This is a genomic window from Sphaerisporangium sp. NPDC005289 (assembly GCF_040607455.1).
In the GTDB taxonomy this organism is placed as follows: domain Bacteria; phylum Actinomycetota; class Actinomycetes; order Streptosporangiales; family Streptosporangiaceae; genus Sphaerisporangium; species Sphaerisporangium rhizosphaerae.
Map to the genome: position 1 here is coordinate 1 of NZ_JBEXGS010000004.1, position 12,973 is coordinate 12,973.

The 12,973-nt window shown below is 70.4% G+C and carries 14 protein-coding genes and 1 tRNA gene; 9 read left to right on the plus strand and 6 right to left on the minus strand.

Annotated elements, in window-relative coordinates:
- On the plus strand, positions 1–330 hold a 330-nt coding region (locus tag ABZT47_RS08360), incomplete at its 5' end, for an IS3 family transposase (RefSeq protein ID WP_354837637.1).
- A 457-nt stretch (positions 331–787) separates the two neighbouring features.
- Here the strand turns inward: ABZT47_RS08360 and ABZT47_RS08365 are convergent.
- Together ABZT47_RS08365 and ABZT47_RS08370 are read right to left on the minus strand one after the other, a co-directional pair.
- Positions 788–861: transfer RNA gene (locus tag ABZT47_RS08365), tRNA-Pro, on the minus strand.
- Positions 862–951: 90 nt separating this feature from the next.
- Entirely contained in the window at positions 952–1,857 is a 906-nt protein-coding gene (locus ABZT47_RS08370; protein ID WP_354837639.1) for a metallophosphoesterase, read from the minus strand.
- Positions 1,858–2,088: 231 nt separating this feature from the next.
- Between ABZT47_RS08370 and ABZT47_RS08375 the strand changes: the two genes are divergently transcribed.
- Entirely contained in the window at positions 2,089–2,544 is a 456-nt protein-coding gene (locus ABZT47_RS08375; RefSeq protein WP_354838701.1) for a GatB/YqeY domain-containing protein, read from the plus strand.
- Between the two features lie 70 nt (positions 2,545–2,614).
- Here the strand turns inward: ABZT47_RS08375 and ABZT47_RS08380 are convergent, their stop codons facing one another.
- Positions 2,615–4,879 (minus strand): transglycosylase domain-containing protein, encoded by a 2,265-nt coding sequence (locus tag ABZT47_RS08380; RefSeq protein WP_354837641.1) that lies wholly within the window; start codon positions 4,877–4,879, stop codon positions 2,615–2,617.
- 269 nt (positions 4,880–5,148) lie between these two features.
- Between ABZT47_RS08380 and ABZT47_RS08385 the strand changes: the two genes are divergently transcribed.
- On the plus strand, positions 5,149–5,445 hold the full coding sequence (locus tag ABZT47_RS08385; RefSeq protein ID WP_114029663.1) for a WhiB family transcriptional regulator: 297 nt from the start codon (positions 5,149–5,151) through the stop codon (positions 5,443–5,445).
- 131 nt (positions 5,446–5,576) lie between these two features.
- Here the strand turns inward: ABZT47_RS08385 and ABZT47_RS08390 are convergent, their stop codons facing one another.
- Together ABZT47_RS08390 and ABZT47_RS08395 are read right to left on the minus strand one after the other, a co-directional pair.
- A complete protein-coding gene (locus tag ABZT47_RS08390; RefSeq protein ID WP_354838704.1) occupies positions 5,577–6,677 on the minus strand; it encodes an ArsA family ATPase in 1,101 nt (366 codons plus the stop codon).
- A 139-nt stretch (positions 6,678–6,816) separates the two neighbouring features.
- Complete coding sequence (locus ABZT47_RS08395; protein WP_354837644.1) at positions 6,817–7,821, minus strand: ArsA-related P-loop ATPase; 1,005 nt, start codon at positions 7,819–7,821, stop codon at positions 6,817–6,819.
- 183 nt (positions 7,822–8,004) lie between these two features.
- Here ABZT47_RS08395 and ABZT47_RS08400 point away from each other — a divergent pair, with 183 nt between their 5' ends.
- The 4 genes from ABZT47_RS08400 (at position 8,005) to ABZT47_RS08415 (ending at position 10,465) form a co-directional block, all read left to right on the plus strand.
- Entirely contained in the window at positions 8,005–8,160 is a 156-nt protein-coding gene (locus ABZT47_RS08400; RefSeq protein WP_248962398.1) for a DUF4177 domain-containing protein, read from the plus strand.
- The gene (locus ABZT47_RS08405) at positions 8,157–8,618 is read left to right on the plus strand and encodes a RidA family protein (protein WP_354837647.1); all 462 of its coding nucleotides are present in this window, start codon (positions 8,157–8,159) and stop codon (positions 8,616–8,618) included. The genes ABZT47_RS08400 and ABZT47_RS08405 overlap by 4 nt, the downstream gene beginning before the upstream one ends.
- A 72-nt stretch (positions 8,619–8,690) precedes the next feature.
- Positions 8,691–9,662 carry an NUDIX hydrolase gene (locus tag ABZT47_RS08410; RefSeq protein WP_354837649.1) on the plus strand — a complete coding sequence of 324 codons (972 nt, stop codon included), beginning with the start codon at positions 8,691–8,693 and terminating at the stop codon, positions 9,660–9,662.
- Positions 9,659–10,465: an MBL fold metallo-hydrolase gene (locus ABZT47_RS08415; RefSeq protein ID WP_354837651.1), complete on the plus strand. Its 807-nt coding sequence runs from the start codon at positions 9,659–9,661 to the stop codon at positions 10,463–10,465. Before ABZT47_RS08410 ends, ABZT47_RS08415 begins: the two co-directional genes overlap by 4 nt.
- A gap of 246 nt (positions 10,466–10,711) precedes the next feature.
- On the opposite strand, the gene ABZT47_RS08420 is transcribed toward ABZT47_RS08415, so the two are convergent.
- Positions 10,712–11,392, minus strand: coding sequence for a Crp/Fnr family transcriptional regulator (locus ABZT47_RS08420; protein WP_354837653.1), 681 nt, complete (start codon positions 11,390–11,392; stop codon positions 10,712–10,714).
- A gap of 193 nt (positions 11,393–11,585) precedes the next feature.
- On the opposite strand from ABZT47_RS08420, the gene nth reads away from it, so the two are divergent.
- Positions 11,586–12,242 (plus strand): endonuclease III, encoded by a 657-nt coding sequence (gene nth, locus ABZT47_RS08425; protein ID WP_354837655.1) that lies wholly within the window; start codon positions 11,586–11,588, stop codon positions 12,240–12,242.
- Between the two features lie 78 nt (positions 12,243–12,320).
- Positions 12,321–12,968 carry a CoA pyrophosphatase gene (locus ABZT47_RS08430; RefSeq protein ID WP_354837657.1) on the plus strand — a complete coding sequence of 216 codons (648 nt, stop codon included), beginning with the start codon at positions 12,321–12,323 and terminating at the stop codon, positions 12,966–12,968.
- Positions 12,969–12,973 lie beyond the last annotated feature (5 nt).

Sequence of the window (12,973 nt, forward strand, 5' to 3'; positions counted from 1 at the left end):
ATGGCCATCGACAACCGCACGCCGGTGGGCACGATCATCCATTCCGACAGGGGCGTCCAGTTCGCCTCCTGGGCCTTCACCCAGCGCGCCAAGGACTCCGGCCTGCTGCCCTCCATGGGCAGCGTCGGGGACTGCTTCGCAGGCGCCATGATGGAATCGTTCTGGTCGCGCATGCAGGTCGAACTCCTCGACCGCCGACGCTGGAACACCCGGATCGAACTTGCCAACGCCATCTTCGAATACCTAGAAATCTGGCACAACCGGCAACGACGCCACAGCAGCCTGGGCATGCTGACCCCGATAGAGTTCGAGAACACCACCGTGGCATGAGATCTAGTAATTCAGCTCCACGGAACTCGGGGCACACCACTCTTCGTCGATCGTGACGTCGGGGAATCGCGCCGGGTAGGGGGCCGCCCGTTCAGGACGATCCAGGCCTGTCCGCTCCGCCCGCCGGCCAGGATGGCCTCCACCGCATCGGCCGCCTGGCACGGGCTGGCGAAGGCGTGTCCCGCGTCGGCAAGCAGCTGGCGGAACGGGTCGGGCAGCGGGGTGTCGACCAGGCATGGGCAGAGCGCGTTGACGTGGACGCCGTCGCGGGCCAGGAGCGTGGCGGTGGGGACCGGACGAGGCCGACCAGGGCGTGCTTGCTCGCGGCGTAGAACGATTTTCGGGGAGCTGTAGCGCCGCTGTGGGCTCGTTGCGGGTGGTCACTCAGTTAGTCACCCAGCAACGCAGAAGGCCGGGTCCGATGATCGGAACCGGCCTCTGGGCTGGTACTTCTGGGTCGGGGTGGCGGGATTTGAACCCACGGCCTCTTCGTCCCGAACGAAGCGCGCTGCCAAGCTGCGCTACACCCCGGTGCACAGGCGCTTTGCTTGTGCTCGCATGAGTCTAGCGGACTTTGGTGGTGCTCGCGTCATCCAGTCGTGGGGACAGGGGATGTGGAGATCAGGAGGCGGTGGGAGGGCGGCGGGGGACGAGGGTGAGCAAGGTGGCCTCGGGGGGGCAGGCGAAGCGGACCGGGGCGTAGGGGGAGGTGCCGAGGCCGGCGGAGACGTGAAGCCAGGCCGAGTCGTGGCGGTGCAGGCCCTTCACCCGGGCGCGGTCGATGCCGCAGTTGGTCACCAGGGCGCCGTAGAAGGGGATGCAGAGCTGGCCGCCGTGGGTGTGGCCCGCCAGCAGGAGCTGGTAGCCGTCGGCGGCGAAGCGGGACATGTTGGCGGGATCGGGGGAGTGCATCACGCCGAGGCGGAGGTCGGCGTCCGCGGGGGCCTGGCCGGCGATCTCGTCGTACCGGTCGCGGTTGATGTGGGAGTCGTGGATGCCGCCCACGTGCACGTCGAGGTCGCCGACCTTGACCCGCGCCGTGGTGTTGTTCATGTCGAGCCAGCCCGCGGCGGTCATGCCCGCGCCGAGCTCGGGCCACGGGAGGTTGGGGACGGACTGCTTGGGGCCCTTGGAGGAGCTCCAGAGGTAGCGGGCGGGGTTCTTGGGCCGGGGGGCGTACAGGTCGTTGGACCCGTAGACGAACAGGCCTGGGCGCGACAGCAGGGGCTCGACGGCGCTCAGGTAGGCGGGGACGGCGTCGGGGTGGGCGAGGGTGTCGCCGGTGTTCACCACGAGGTCGGGGTTGAGCGCGTCCAGGGACCTGACCCAGTTGATCAGGCGGGTGCGCCCTGGGGTGAGGTGCAGGTCGGAGATCTGGAGGATGCGTACCGGCCGCTGGCCGGGGGCGAGCACCGGCACGTCGAAACGGCGGAGCCGAAACCAGTTGCGCTCGATCACCGAGGCGTAGCCGAGCCCGGCGACGCCGAGACCGAGCAGGGACAGGGGTACCGCGGCAGCTTTCCTCACCCCTCAATGATGCCCGAGCGCGGTCCCTGCTGCTCGCTGATGTCCGACCGTGGTCCCGGGTGCTGGATGCTCACTCAATGTGGGCCTGGACGTCTGGTGGTCCTGATTGCGGTGCTGAGCGCTCGCCGATGTCCGAGCGCGGACCGTGGTGGTCCGTGCTGGGCGAGGCTTGACGGGGTGAGCGGGGAAATGGCGGTGATCGTGGTGCGGGGACACGGCAAGATGGTGCTCATGAGTGCTTTGAAGGACAAGCTGAAGGCCGACCTCACGACGTCGATGAAGGCCCGTGACGAGGTGCGGACCCGGACGCTGCGCATGGCCCTCGCCGCCGTCAGCACCGAGGAGGTCGCGGGCAGGTCGGCGCGCGAGCTCAGCGACGACGAAGTGGTGAAGGTCCTGGTCAGGGAGGCCAAGAAGCGCCGGGAGGCCGCGGAGGCGTTCGCGGGCGCCGGCCGGGCCGAGCAGGCGCGGGCGGAGCAGGACGAGCACGCCGTGCTCGAGGAGTACCTCCCGGCGCAGTTGAGCGACGAGGAGCTCGACCGGCTCGTCCAGGAGGCCATCTCCGAGAGCGGGGCCGAGGGGCCGAAGGCCATGGGGCAGGTCATGAAGGTCCTCAACCCGAAGGTCGCCGGCCGCGCCGAAGGCGGCCGGGTGGCGCAGGCGGTCCGCGCCCGGCTGGCCTCCTGAGTGAGATCCGAGATGAGAAGCGCCCTCCGCCGGTGACCCGGGGAGGGCGCTTCGAGGGATCGCCGGCGGCTCAGTTGCCGGGGAGCACGGGGGTGACGGGGGTGATGTCGGCCCCGCGGTTGCCGCCGCCGCGCTTGCCCTTGCCGCGGTTGTTGTCCGGGCCGCCGAGGTTCGGGTCCGGCCTGTGGTCGTCGGGCACCGGGTAGCCGGTGCCGTTGTTCTCGATCGGGTCCTTCGGGGGCTTGGGCGCGCAGCCGCCGCTGCAGCCGCCGAAGCGGCTCATGTCGGGCGGGGTGAAGGACGAGGGTGCGATGTCGGACAGGGCGTCGAGCATCGTGGCCTTCCAGATCTGGCCCGAGATGGTGGCGCCGAACACCTCGCTGTAGTAGCGCCCGCCGATGGTGATGCTGCGCAGCGGGTGGGTGTAGGAGCCGCGCGGGTCGCCCAGGCTCACCGCGCCGGCGAGGTCGGGGGTGTATCCCGCGAACCAGGCCGTCATCTCGCCGTCGGTGGTGCCGGTCTTGCCGGCCGCGTCCCGGCCGATGCCGCCGACGCCCTTCATCGTGCCCTTGGTGAACACGCCGGACAGGATGTCGGAGACCGCGTCGGCGACCTTCTCGTCGATGGCCTGCTTGCACGAGGGCTTGAAGTCGGTGGTCTTGCCGGTGCGGTCGGTGATCGAGGTGATCGCCATCGGCTCGCAGTACTTGCCGCGGGCGCCGAGCGCGGCGTAGGCGCTGGCCACGGTGACGGGGTCCATCTCGTTGACGCCCAGGGTGAAGGTCTCGACCTCCTGGAGCTTGCCGCCGTCGGAGCGCTTGATGCCGAGGTCCTTGGCGGTCTTGACCACGTCGCAGAGGCCGACCTTCTTCTCCAGGGCGAGAAAGAAGGTGTTGACCGACCCCCAGGTGCCGGTCTGGAGCGTCCTGAAGCCGCCGCCGCCCTCGGCGTTGTGCGCGACGTGGCTCGGGTCGCCGACGTTCTCGCCCTTGCAGTTCTTGAAGTCGCTGTAGCCGTTGGCCTGGAAGCTGCTGCCGGAGTTGATGCCGTCGTGGAACTTCATGCCCTCTTTGAGCGCCGTGGTGAGGGTGAAGACCTTGAAGGTGGAACCGGCCTGGAAGCCGGTGCCGCCGCCGTGCGCGGCGTCGGCGACCAGGTTGTAGGTGGACTGGTTCTTCTTCTTGCTCCGGCCGTACTTGCGGCTGGCGGCCATGGTCTTGATCTCACCGGTGCCCGGCTCGACCAGCGCCTCGGCGGCGACGGGCTTGTCGGAGGCGAAGACCCACTTCTTGATGGCCTTGTCGGCGGCCTTCTGCATCTTGGTGTCGAGCGTGGTCTTGATGGTCAGGCCGCCGCGGTTGAGGAACTCCTCGCGGGCCTTCTGGGTCTTGCCGAACTGCGGGTCGTTGCGGATCTCGTTCTGCACGTACATGCAGAAGTACGGGTACTTGCTCTCCTCGCAGCCACCGGGGATGTCCTTGTCCTTGAAGACGAGCTTCTTGGCCTTGGCCTCCGTCGCCTGCTCGGCCGTGATCTTCTTCAGCTCGAGCATGCGGTCCAGGACGGTGTTGCGGCGGGCCAGCAGGGCCGCCTTGTGCTGCTTGCCGAGGTTCGGGTCGGTGGCGTTGGGGTTCTGCACCGCTCCGGCGAGCGTGGCGGCCTCTTCGAGGTTCAGCTTGGAGGCGGGCTTGTCGAAGAACCGCTTGGCCGCGGCCTGGATGCCGTACGCGCTGGCGCCGAAATAGGCGATGTTGAGGTAGCGCTCGAGGATCTCGTCCTTGGTGTACTTCTTCTCGATGCCCATGGCGTAGCGCAGCTCGTTGAGCTTGCGCGAGACCGTCGGCGCGATGGCCGCCAGCTGTTCTTCCTTGGTTTCCGCCTTGTTCAGCAGCACCTGCTTGACGTACTGCTGGGTGATCGAGGAGCCGCCCTGGGAGACGCCGCCCGACTGGAAGTTCTTCATCATCGCGCGGGCGAAGCCCTCCAGGTCGAGGGCGCCGTGCTCGTAGAAGCGGAAGTCCTCGATGGAGATGATCGCCTGCCGCATGACCGGGGCCACCTTGTCCAGCGGCACGGACTCACGGTTCTGGTAGTAGAACTGTGCGATCAGTTTGCCCTTGGAGTCCTTGATCTCCGTCTTCTCCGGGAGATCGGGCTCCTTGAGGTCTTCGGGCTTGAGATTGAGCACGTCGGAGGCGCTCTTGACCCCTATGCCGGCCCCGCCGACGGTGGGCAGCGCGACGGCCGCGGCGAGCACGCCCGCGGCGACGGCGGCCGCGATGAGCCGCACCAGGTTCGCTACTACGGATCCCAGACCCTTGCGTTGAGCTCGCACGAGACCAAGGGTATGTCGAACCACTGACTCAATAGGTACCCAAAGTCCATTTCGCATTGACTCGGGCGCTACCCGCCGAGGGGAGGACTAGTCATTCCCGGCCACATGGCCTGACATGACCATGCGGGAAATTGACCCGCCCGGGGTCTGTCGGTCCCAACGTCTGGTTGCGTACGTTCTCCTCTGCGGCAACTGAATAAGGAGGCTCGACGCCCGCGCCCGTCGGCCGCCAAGTGACGACTGACCACCTATAGGGGAGTGGGGTCGAAATGTGGATCACGGATTGGACCTCCCGTGCCGCCTGTCGAGGTGCGGATCCTGACGCGTTGTTCGTGCAGGGTGCCGCCCAGAACAGGGCGAAACTCATCTGCCGAGGGTGCCCGGTCCGTACGGAGTGCCTCGCGGACGCACTGGACAACCGCATCGAGTTCGGGGTCTGGGGCGGGATGACCGAGCGAGAGCGGCGTGCGTTGCTGAGGCGCCGGCCGGATGTCACCTCATGGCGTGACCTCCTGGAGGTCGCGAAGGAAGAGTACGAGCGGACCAACGAGTTGATCGCCGGCTGAGTTCAGGGGCCGGGGCGGTCGCCTCGGGCCCACCAAGGCGCCGGGGGGCTGGTCACGGCCCCCCTCAGTCATCTCATCGGGGGCGATCGAAGCGTCGTCCGGACGGTCGTGGAGCACGCCGCCGGACGACATCAGGAGGCGAGGAGTTCGCCGATCTCGCGCAGGCCCGCGAGGTCGTGCACGTCCTCCGGCATCGCGAGCACTTCGGCGATCGGCACCGTGGGGTGGGCCGACGCGAAGTGCTCCTGCTCCCGGTGCTCCCGCGCGGCGAGCTGCATGCGTCCGGCGTGAAGCCGCAACACGGCGGCCGTCAGTTCGTGCTCGCCGCGCGACTCCAGCTCCTCGGCGGCCGCGGTGCTCCGTGCGGCCGACAGGGACGGCGCCGATGAGCGGTGCACCCGGTTGATCACCAGACCTGCCAGGGGCATGCTCTCTTCGGCCAGCCGCTCCACGAAGTACGAGGCCTCCCGCATCGCGTCCCGCTCGGGCGCGGCCACGACGAGGAACGCGGTGCCGGGAGCCTGGAGCAGACGGTAGGTCTGCTCCGCCCGCTGCCGGAACCCGCCGAAGACGGCGTCGAGGGCGGCGACGAAGGTCTGGATGTCCTTGAGGAACTGCGCCCCCAAGATCTTGGTCATCGCGCCCGCCACCAGGCCGAACCCCGCGTTGAGCAGCTTGAACGCGCTCCTGCCCCCCGCCTTGGCCGGGGCCATGAGGATCCTGATGAGCCGCCCGTCGAGGAAGCGGCCGAGCCGCTCCGGCGCGTCCAGGAAGTCCAGTGCCGACCGGGACGGCGGCGTGTCGACGATGATCAGATCCCATTCGTCCGACCGGCGGAGTTGGCCGAGCTTCTCCATCGCCATGTACTCCTGCGTGCCGGAGAAGCTGGACGACAGAGACTGGTAGAAGGGGTTGGTCAGGATCTGCCGGGCGCGCTCGGGGTCGGCGTGCGCCTCGATGATCTCGTCGAACGTCCGCTTCATGTCGAGCATCATCGCGTGCAGTTCGCCGGGGCCCTCGACCCCGGCGACCAGGCGCGGGGTGTTGTCCAGCTCGGTGAGCCCCATCGACTGCGCCAGCCGGCGCGCCGGGTCGACGGTCAGCACGACGACGCGCCGGCCTCGTTCGGCGGCCCGCAGGCCGAGGGCCGCGGCCGTGGTGGTCTTGCCCACGCCGCCCGAGCCGCAGCACACGACGATGCGCGTGTGCGGATCGTCCAGGACGGCGTCCATGTGCAGGACCGGCGAGGTGTGGCGCGGCGCGTCCCCGGGATGGCCGGCGGCGGCCGCGGTGGAGGCGGTCATGTGAGGGTCCCCCCTGGGCGAGAGTTCACAGGTGCGCAGGCCTTTGCCGAGGTGCCCGGAGAGGGGTTCACGCCGCTCCCTGGGAGCACAGCGCCTCGGCCAGCTCGTACAGGCCCGCGAGGTCGGCGCCCTCGGGCAGGAGCGGCAGCTCGTATTGCGGGGTCCTGGCCAGGGCCAGGGACTCCCGTTCGCGGCGTTCGAGGGCGGTGCGCCGCGCGTGCTCGGTCACCTCGGCGGCCAGCGCCTCGGCGATCTCGGACGCGCCGGCGGCGCCCTCGGCGAGCCCGGCGGCCTTGAGCCCGAGGGCCAGCTCGCCGGGATCGACGCCTCCGTCGGCCGCGGCGTCCAGGGCCGCCTCGGGCAGCAGCTCGGGCCGGACCATGTTGACGAACACGCCGCCGACGGGGAGCTCGGCCTCGTGCAGGCTCTCGATGCCGTCCAGCGTCTCCTGGACCGGCATCTCCTCCAGCAGGGTGACGAAGTGGACGGCGGTCTCGGGTGAGGCGACGACCCCGCGGACCAGGTCGGCGTGGTTCTTCACCGGGCCGATGCGCGCGAGCCCCGCCACCTCGGTGGTCACGTTCAGGAAGCGGGTGATGCGCCCGGTGGGCGGCGCGTCCATGACGACGGCGTCGTACACGCGCCTGCCGGCCCTGTCGCGGCGGCGCACGGCCTCGCTGGTCTTGCCGGTGACGAGCACGTCGCGCAGCCCGGGGGCGATGGTCGTCGCGAAGTCGACCAACCCGATCTTGCTCAGTGCCTTGCCGGCCCTGCGCATCCCGTAGAACATCTCGACGTACTCGAGCATGGCCTCTTCGGGGTCGATGGCCAGGGCGTACACGTCACCGCCGCCCGGGGCCACGGCGATCTTGCGTTCTTCGTACGGCAGGGGCGGGATGTCGAAGACCTGGGCGATGCCCTGGCGTCCCTCGACCTCGACCAGCAGCACCTTCCTGCCGCCCGCCGCCAGGGCGAGGGCCAGCGCGGCGGCCACGGTGGTCTTGCCCGTGCCGCCCTTGCCGGTGACGACGTGCAGTCGTACGCCGTCCCAATCGGTGTCGCGAGCGCTCACCCTCCGAAGGCTACCCAACGGTCACTTTTCGATTCGCCGTCCGCCCTCTTCAGGGCGCACCTGGGACGCAGGTCACACTGCCGCGCGGCCGGTCGTCCACAGGGGCGGCCGTCCGCGGCGGAGTTGTCCACAACCGTGGCGGCCGGGCCGCCTGGACTGGTCCGGCCCGTCTACAGTGCCACCATGAAGCGCTACGAATATGCGACGGTCCCTCTGCTGACCCATGCCACCAAGCAGATCCTCGACAACTGGGGGCAGGACGGCTGGGAGCTCGTCACCGTCATCCCGGGGCCCAACCCGGAGCAGCTTGTCGCCTATATGAAGCGGGAGAAGGCATGAGCACGCCCGAGGAGCGTCTGAAGGAGCTCGGGCTCACCCTGCCCGAGGTCGTCAAGCCGCTGGCCGCGTACGTGCCCGCCGTCCGCACGGGCGACTATGTGTACGTCTCGGGGCAGATCCCGCTGGAGGACGGCAAGCTGGGCGCCACGGGCAAGGTCGGCGCCGAGGTGACGCTCGAGGAGGCCAAGCGGCAGGCGAGGGTGTGCGCGCTCAACGGCATCGCGGCCGCGGCGCAGGCCGCGGGCGGGCTGGGGAACATCGTGCGCATCGTCAAGGTCGTCGGCTTCGTGGCGAGCGCCCCCGGCTTCACCGACCAGCCCAAGGTCGTCAACGGGGCCAGTGAGCTGTTCGGCGAGGTCTTCGGCGACGCGGGCGTCCACGCGCGCAGCGCCGTCGGCGTCGCCGCTCTCCCGCTGGACGTCCCGGTCGAGGTGGAGCTCATCGCCGAAGTCCGATAGCCCGTGTCACCATGGTCCGGCCGAGTTCCGTTCGGTTGGACCATGGAGCCGGCCGCGTACCACGGAGGTGGCATGAACGGCATCCCGCTCCCTGGAGCACTCGGCGAGCGCGCCCGTGCGATCCTGTCCGGGCGGCTCGCCCCGGTGCCCGCCAGGGACGCCGCCACCGTCGTCCTCCTCCGCCCCGGCGGCCCGCCCGCCGGTGGTTCGTCTGCGGCTGCTTCGTTGGGCAGTGGTTCGTCCTTGGCCGGTTCGCCTGCTGCCGGTTCGTCCGGCGGTGGTTCGCGGCTCGATGACGGGGTGGGCGGTCCGGTCGGGGCGGGTTCGGCCGGTGGGGTCGAGGTCTACATGTTGCGGCGGGCGGCGAGCATGGCGTTCGCGGCGGGGGCGTACGTCTTCCCCGGTGGGTCGGTGGATCCGCGTGACGCCGACCAGGCCGTGGCGTGGGCCGGTCCGGCGCCCGAGACATGGGGCCGGCTGCTCGGCGCCGACACCACGACCGCGCGGGGCCTGGTCTGCGCGGCCGTGCGCGAGACGTTCGAGGAGTCCGGGGTGCTGCTGGCCGGGCCCAGCCCCGACACGGTGGTCGCCGACACCACCGGCGACGACTGGGAGGCCGACCGCGAGGCGCTGATCGATCGGCGCCTGTCGCTCGCAGAGTTCCTGAACAAGCGGAGCCTGGTCCTGCGCGCCGATCTGCTGCGGCCCTGGGCCCACTGGATCACGCCGGACGTCGAGCACAAGAGGTTCGACACCCGTTTCTTCGTGGCCGCGATGCCGCCCGGCCAGCGCACCCGCGACGTGGGCGGCGAGGCCGACGAGGTGGCGTGGCTGCGCCCGGCCGGGGCGATCGAGCGGGCCAGGAACGGCGAGATCCTGCTGATGCCGCCGACCTTCCGCACGTTGACCGAGATGTCCGACTACGCCGAGGTGGAGGCCGTCCTGGCCTGCGAGCGTGAGATCGTGACCTTCCAGCCGCGGGCCGCCGAGGTGGACGGCGAGATGTGGCTGGTCATACCGGATGAGGATTATCGTTTGCCATGAGCGGTCTCCCAATCCCCGTGGACGGGCTGGACGGGGCCGGCACGGCGCGGGCCACCAACGTCCTGGCGCCCAACGCCTCTCCCATGACGCTCGACGGCACCAACACCTGGGTCATCGCCGAGCCGGGCGCGCCCGGCGCCCTGGTCGTGGACCCAGGCCCCGACGACGAGGCTCACCTGCGGCGGGTGGCCGGTCACCTCGCCGGGCGGCGGGTCGAGGCCATCCTGCTCACGCACGGCCACGAGGACCACAGCGGCGGCGCCCGCCGGTTCGCCGAGATGGTGGGCGCGCGGGTCCGCGCGCTCGATCCCCGGCACGTTCTGGGGGACGAGGGGCTCGGTGACGGCGACGTCGTCACGGCCGGAGATCTGGAGCTGCGGGTGATCGGCACGCCGGGCCACTCGTTCGACTCCCTGTGCTTCTGGCTGCCCGCCGACGCGGCCATGCTGACCGGCGACACCGTCCTCGGCCGCGGCACCACCGTGATCGCCCCTGACGGCGACCTGGGCGACTACCTGCGCAGCCTCGACCGCCTGCGGGCCGGCGCCGAGATCGTGGCGGTACGGGCGCTGCTGCCCGGCCACGGGCCGCTGCTCCCCGAGCCGGTCACCGCCCTGGACGGCTACATCGCCCACCGGCGTGAGCGCCTGGACCAGATCCGGCAGGCGCGCCGCGAGGGCGCCCGGACACCGGAGGAGATCGTGCGGGTCGTCTACGCGGAGGTCCCCGAGAGCCTGTGGCCGGCGGCCGAGATGTCGGTGCGCGCGCAACTGTCGTACCTGGAAGCGCTGGAACCCCAGTAGCCGATCGCCCGGTCCGCCTGTGTCACCCGGTCCGTCTGTGTCGCCCGGTCCGCCTGTGTCACCCGGCCCCCTGCGTCGCCCGGCCCCCTGCGTCGCCTGGTCCGCCTGTGTCTCCGGTTCGTCCGGTCTCCGTCGCGATGGCCTGGAGCCGCCCAGTCCGTCCGTCGCCGATCAAGCCTGACGACCACCCGAGGGTGGCCGGGGCTGCCGCTGGTGCCGGGTGAGGTGGGGTGGGCGTCTTTGCGGTTACCTCGAGCGGGCCTGGAGGCGGTCGGCGTCCATGATGACGACGGCCTTGGCCTCGATGCGGAGCCAGCCGCGCTGCGCGAAGTCGGCCAGGGCCTTGTTCACGGTCTCGCGGGAGGCGCCCACGTACTGCGCCAGCTCCTCCTGGGTGAGGTCGTGGTGGACCCGCAGGCCATCATCGGTGCGCTGGCCGAACCGCTCGGCGAGGTCCAGCAGCGCCTTGCCGACGCGGCCGGGCACGTCGGTGAACACCAGGTCGGCCATCACGTCGTTGGTGCGGCGCAGCCGCTGGGCGAGGGCGCGGAGCAGGTGCAGGGCGACCTCGGGCCGTCCGGTGAGCCAGGGGCGCAGGTCGTCGTGCCCTAACCCGGCCAGCCGGACGTCGGTCAGGGCGATGGCGCTCGCCGTGCGGGGCCGGGGGTCGAACAGCGAGAGCTCGCCGAACATCTCGCTCGGGCCGAGCACGCTGAGCAGGTTCTCGCGGCCGTCGGGCGCGGTGCGGATCAGTTTGATCTTTCCGTCCAGCACCACGTAGAGCCGGTCACCCGTTTCGCCCTCGCTGAAGAGGGTCTGCCCCTTGTGAAGCTCGACCTCGGAGATGCCCGTGCGGAGCGCGGCGGCGCTCTCGCGGTCGAGCGCGGCGAACAAAGGGGCCCTACCCAGCACGTCGTCGGTATTCACGGTGCCCTCCTCGTCCAGTGGCCGCGCCACCACGACAGCGCGCCACATTTGGGGATCGCGCTCGCTGCTAGACATTGTGACGTACTGCATCAAGGGGGTCGCATGGAGCCCGTCCGCGTAGGCTGACGTGGTGCCCCGCAAAGTGACCTCCGCCGGGGAGTCCCGGCTCGCCCTGGTACGCCGAGCCCGACGGATGACTCGAATCCTGGCGGAAACCTACCCCGACGCCCACTGCGAACTCGACTTCGGCAACCCGCTCGAGCTGCTGGTCGCGACGATCCTCTCAGCGCAGTGTACGGACAAACGGGTCAATATGGTTACTCCAGTACTCTTTGCCAAATACAGGTCCGCAGCCGACTATGCCGGTGCCGATCGGGCCGAGCTCGAAGAGATCATCCGGTCGACCGGGTTCTTCCGCGCCAAGGCCAACAGCATCCTCGGCATGGCCCAGGCCGTCTGCGACCGCTACGGCGGCGAGGTGCCCGGCAAGCTGAAAGACCTGGTCACACTGCCCGGAGTCGGCAGGAAGACCGCCAACGTGGTCCTCGGCAACGCCTTCGACGTGCCCGGCATCACGGTCGACACCCACTTCCAGCGCCTCACCCGGCGCTTCCAGTGGACCACCGAGACCGACCCGGTGAAGATCGAGCACGCGGTCGGCGAGCTGATCCCCAAGAGCCAGTGGACTGACATGTCGCACTATCTGATCTGGCACGGGCGCCGCATCTGCCACGCCCGCAAGCCCGCGTGCGGCGTGTGCCCGCTGGCGAGCCTCTGCCCGTCCTTCGGCGAGGGCCCCACCGATCCGGAGCAGGCGGCCAAGCTCGTCCGCCCCGGCCCGTTCTCCTAGGCCCGGTTCCGAGGTTTCGCACGGGAAGCGGGAAGCTGCCGCATGCGGCCGATGTTGCTCCCCGCAAGGAGGTATGGCATGACTGCTCCCGTGCCCGGCTGGTTGAACGATCTCGCGGCGAACGCCGTCCACCATCCCGTTCCCGCGGCGTTGCGCCCGCCGGCCGTCGGAGGGCGTGCCGCGGCCGTCCTGCTGTTGTTCGGGGAGTCGGCGCTCGGCCCCGACGTCCTGCTGATCCAGCGCAGCGCGAAGGGGCGCAACCACGCCGGCCAGCCCGCGTTCCCCGGCGGGGGCGTGGACCCGGGCGACGGCGGCCCGGTCGGCGCGGCGCTGCGCGAGGCGCAGGAGGAGACCGGTCTGGAACCCGGCGGCGTGCAGGTGGTCGGCACGCTTCCCGAGCTCTACGTCTGGCGGAGCGACAACAGGGTCACCCCCGTGCTCGGCTGGTGGCACACGCCCTGCGCCGTCCACGCGGCCTCCCCGGACGAGGTCGACGCCGTGGCACGCGTGCCCATCGCCGAACTGGTCGACCCGGGCAACCGGCTGCGGCTGCGCCTTCCCGGCGGCTTCGCGGGGCCCGCGTTCAAGGTGCGCGGAATGCTGGTGTGGGGGTTCACGGCGGGCATCCTGAACGACCTGCTGGCGGCCACCGGCTTCGAGCGCCCCTGGGACGGCGGCCGCGTCGAGGAACTGCCCCCCGAGATGCTCCGCCTCGCCCGCCGCTAGACCGG

What these genes read in the sequence shown, in the direction of transcription:
- ABZT47_RS08375 (WP_354838701.1), top strand. Translation starts at nt 2,089, where the DNA reads ATGAGTGCTTTGAAGGACAAGCTGAAGGCCGACCTCACGACGTCGATG.
- ABZT47_RS08385 (WP_114029663.1), top strand. Translation starts at nt 5,149, where the DNA reads ATGTGGATCACGGATTGGACCTCCCGTGCCGCCTGTCGAGGTGCGGAT.
- ABZT47_RS08390 (WP_354838704.1), bottom strand. Translation starts at nt 6,677, where the DNA reads ATGGACGCCGTCCTGGACGATCCGCACACGCGCATCGTCGTGTGCTGC.
- ABZT47_RS08400 (WP_248962398.1), top strand. Translation starts at nt 8,005, where the DNA reads ATGAAGCGCTACGAATATGCGACGGTCCCTCTGCTGACCCATGCCACC.
- ABZT47_RS08405 (WP_354837647.1), top strand. Translation starts at nt 8,157, where the DNA reads ATGAGCACGCCCGAGGAGCGTCTGAAGGAGCTCGGGCTCACCCTGCCC.
- ABZT47_RS08410 (WP_354837649.1), top strand. Translation starts at nt 8,691, where the DNA reads ATGAACGGCATCCCGCTCCCTGGAGCACTCGGCGAGCGCGCCCGTGCG.
- ABZT47_RS08415 (WP_354837651.1), top strand. Translation starts at nt 9,659, where the DNA reads ATGAGCGGTCTCCCAATCCCCGTGGACGGGCTGGACGGGGCCGGCACG.
- nth (WP_354837655.1), top strand. Translation starts at nt 11,586, where the DNA reads ATGACTCGAATCCTGGCGGAAACCTACCCCGACGCCCACTGCGAACTC.
- ABZT47_RS08430 (WP_354837657.1), top strand. Translation starts at nt 12,321, where the DNA reads ATGACTGCTCCCGTGCCCGGCTGGTTGAACGATCTCGCGGCGAACGCC.